This window comes from Bacillus sp. LR_5, assembly GCF_042709275.1.
The window spans coordinates 1-3,009 of record NZ_JAVAXX010000477.1 but is presented as its reverse complement, the minus strand read 5'-3'; the positions used below and the strand labels follow the sequence as shown (position 1 = coordinate 3,009).

Sequence of the window (3,009 nt, the reverse complement as noted above, 5' to 3'; positions counted from 1 at the left end):
GTATCAGCGGTCGTAAAACCAATCTTGTCCACGCCAATGCTTTTCGCGTATTCAATTAATTCTTCTTTGAGCTGATAAACGTTCATGTTTTGCACAGCCTCCTTTCTTTGTGATAAAACGATACAGCGTTTATAATAGGTTGATATCACGTAACTGGAGTGAATGCTAGTGAATATCAAACTTGATTCTGTTATTACTGAACGTGCGGCCGGCTTACATGCGGCGGCTGTGATTTATAAGAATATCGAAGTCGGCTCCTCTCCGCAAATGCTGAAAGGCAGGCTTCGCCTATTTCAAGAATCCCTGTTTTTCGATTATGCGGACGGCGGAATATCTGATGAATCCTTCGTCAAGGAATGGCGGGAACTCTTTAAACAGCTTAACCCTACATTTGAGGGAGAAACAACCCCAATGGAAGACATGCTGATCCCAATATCCAAAGAACAATTCATGGAAAGCAAGGATTCAGCCCATGACACCATCGATTTTTTCGCATTAAAATATTCTCTGCCCATTATGATTTATGATGCCGGCAAGCTTCATGAGCCAGTCCGAATCTCATTGGGAGAAAAAGAAAACATACTGCTTTTCTCTGATGAAAATGGCATATTTGGCGATTTAAAAAACAGCGTCAATCGCTATCCCGTTTCAAACGAGACGAAGAAAATGCTGCAAATCATTTTTTTCCCGCCATCCATTGAAAAAAGCAGCGCTGTTAAACTCTTATCATCATTAACGAAAATGTTTGAACAAATTCACGGCGGTGCCCATACAGTACATTGGCTTACGTAAAAGAACACGAATGACGTGTTCTTTTTTACATAAAAAAACGCAATACTTCGTTTATCTAAGAAACGAAACACTGCGTTAATAACGTATGTATGGAGCGGGTGATGAGAATCGAACTCACGACATCAGCTTGGAAGGCTGAGGTTTTACCACTAAACTACACCCGCATTTGTGTTTTTCAGTAACAGTACCGCTGACTTGTTTTATATTACACGTTTATTAATTTTTCGTCAAGAGAATATAAAAATTTTGTCGAAAAAAAGTTTTCTTTTTGTAAAGTGTTAAGTCACATTTACATAATGTTAAGTATACTATACAATATAATCAATCGAGAATGTGAAGGGGACAGACGTCATGATGAAAAATAAAGTAAAAGAGCTGAGGGCACGCCTCGGCTATTCTCAGGAAAAACTCGGAGAAACGGTCGGCGTTACAAGACAGACTGTGGCAGCTATCGAAAAAGGCGATTATGTTCCCTCACTGTTGTTAGCACTGAAAATCTGCAAAGCCTTCTCCATGAAAATGGAGGATGTCTTTTGGTTAGAGGAGGAAAACTAAGATGAGCATGAAAACAAAAGCAGCTTTTCAACTTGTTTTATTTGGCCTTGCATGCTGGACGCTGATTGCATACTTTGAAGCATCAGAAGGCATTGCATCCTTTATCCGCACAAAGAGCGGCGAGATGGTGTTTGAATTAAACCTCACTCCCTTTATTCTGTTTGTTGCGGCGTCTGCGGTTTATTTGTACTTACAGAAAAAAAGCCGCCCTGCTGCAAAAAAGCTTCTTCTGCCTGATGAATTTGAAGAGCAGGACGAAAGAGAGAAGATGATGACGGCAAAAGCATGCCGCGCGTCATATATCGCCGTCTACTTCTCGCTTCCTGCCGCAGCGGTTCTTCTCATTTTTTATCCGCTTTTTCAATCACGTATTCCGTTTTTCCCTATTATTATCGTGTTTATCATTATGATCATCCAGCACCTATCCTATGTCATCTCTTTCAAGAAAAACGAAAAAAACTCCGGCGCGCTGTAATCGGCCGGAGTTTTTTCTTACCAGCTCGCTTTTTTCACACCGGGAATCTGGCCTTTATGAGCCAGTTCCCTGAAAGCGATTCTGGACATTTTAAACTTCCTCATATATCCTCTCGGGCGCCCCGTTACCATGCAACGATTGTGGAGCCTTCCCGGTGCTGAATCTCTTGGCAGCTTGCTGAGTGCCTCGTAATCTCCTTTTTCTTTCAACTCGCGTCTAATATCAGCGTATTGTTCAACAAGCTGTTGGCGTTTTAACTCTTTTGCCACTTTTGACTTTTTAGCCAAGACACATAGCCTCCTTTTTAAATCGAAATTATTACGATTTAAAATGTATCATGCACCATTCAAAAAAGCAAGCATACCGCTTTGTAAAACAGACGGCCTGAAGCCGCCCGTTTCTAATGATGCAACTCCACATAATACAGTAACGCATCTTGATGCTTAATAAGCTCTTTTTTATGTTCAGAGGTGTGCATTGGCTCGTCAGTCCCTTTTATACTGCTGCCGATCAAAACAGGTTTCTCGAAAGAAATCGGTACCGCCGATGAAATATTCTGAGTCATTTCCTGTGTTGCGCTATCGTCACGTTTCACCGATGAACTGGCCGCTGTATTTCCCTGTTTATCAACAATGCCAAAATGAACAGTGCTGCGTTTAGTCTTTCCTTCTCCCTCTTCATTCTCAAAATAAACAAATTGTAATGTATCGGGTTTTTTCTCTGAATAATCTGCACTTACCGGACCAATCGTCTCAATAAGCTTTCCTTTTTGATAATGTTCGATGTACATGTCAGCTGAAGAAATACTTTCACTGATATTAACGGCTTCGGCAGTGAATGCCTGTGAAGCTGCAATATCCATTCTGTTTTTTTCAAGATCTGACATGTCCGCTGCTTTGATTTCCATCTGCTTTGAATGTCCGCATGCTGACAGCATAGCTATCAGGCAAATGACTGCTGCGCTTATCAATGTTTTCAGAAAAACAGCCCCCTTTATTTGAATATCATACCATGTTTTGGGGCTGTGTTTTACTTAAACTGACGCATTTTTCTCTTTGACAAAATAAGTGTTCCCGACGGCTTCTCCCCTTTTGTTCTGAAGCTTTCTCGTGCGCTCATTTTCAAACGGCAAAAGCGGAAACACAAGCTCTGCAAAATAATATGCTTCTTCTAAATGCGGATAGCCA

6 protein-coding genes, 1 tRNA gene and 1 pseudogene are annotated in these 3,009 nt (G+C 41.1%); 3 read left to right on the top strand and 5 right to left on the bottom strand.

The genetic code is table 11. The annotated features are described in order from the left end of the window. The coding region (locus tag RAC86_RS37315) for a hypothetical protein (protein WP_377886820.1) at nucleotides 1–86 on the bottom strand (86 nt) is incomplete at its 3' end. An 82-nt stretch (nucleotides 87–168) separates the two neighbouring features. On the opposite strand from RAC86_RS37315, the gene RAC86_RS37310 reads away from it, so the two are divergent. Beyond that, nucleotides 169–792 (top strand): B3/B4 domain-containing protein, encoded by a 624-nt coding sequence (locus RAC86_RS37310; protein ID WP_072565979.1) that lies wholly within the window; start codon nucleotides 169–171, stop codon nucleotides 790–792. Between the two features lie 90 nt (nucleotides 793–882). Here RAC86_RS37310 and RAC86_RS37305 read toward each other — a convergent pair. Beyond that, nucleotides 883–956, bottom strand: a tRNA-Gly gene (locus RAC86_RS37305). Between the two features lie 190 nt (nucleotides 957–1,146). Here RAC86_RS37305 and RAC86_RS37300 point away from each other — a divergent pair. Next, on the top strand, nucleotides 1,147–1,347 hold the full coding sequence (locus tag RAC86_RS37300; protein ID WP_041521149.1) for a helix-turn-helix transcriptional regulator: 201 nt from the start codon (nucleotides 1,147–1,149) through the stop codon (nucleotides 1,345–1,347). Between the two features lies 1 nt (nucleotide 1,348). After that, nucleotides 1,349–1,822, top strand: a complete 474-nt coding sequence (locus RAC86_RS37295; protein WP_014113134.1) for a hypothetical protein — start codon at nucleotides 1,349–1,351, stop codon at nucleotides 1,820–1,822. A 17-nt stretch (nucleotides 1,823–1,839) separates the two neighbouring features. On the opposite strand, the gene rpsN is transcribed toward RAC86_RS37295, so the two are convergent. The 3 genes and pseudogenes from rpsN to RAC86_RS37280 form a co-directional block, all read right to left on the bottom strand. Then, entirely contained in the window at nucleotides 1,840–2,109 is a 270-nt protein-coding gene (rpsN, locus tag RAC86_RS37290) for a 30S ribosomal protein S14 (protein WP_061188229.1), read from the bottom strand. Between the two features lie 113 nt (nucleotides 2,110–2,222). Beyond that, nucleotides 2,223–2,759: a hypothetical protein gene (locus RAC86_RS37285; protein ID WP_061188404.1), complete on the bottom strand. Its 537-nt coding sequence runs from the start codon at nucleotides 2,757–2,759 to the stop codon at nucleotides 2,223–2,225. 96 nt (nucleotides 2,760–2,855) lie between these two features. Beyond that, nucleotides 2,856–3,009: pseudogene (locus RAC86_RS37280) on the bottom strand (alkanesulfonate monooxygenase); the annotation flags it as partial.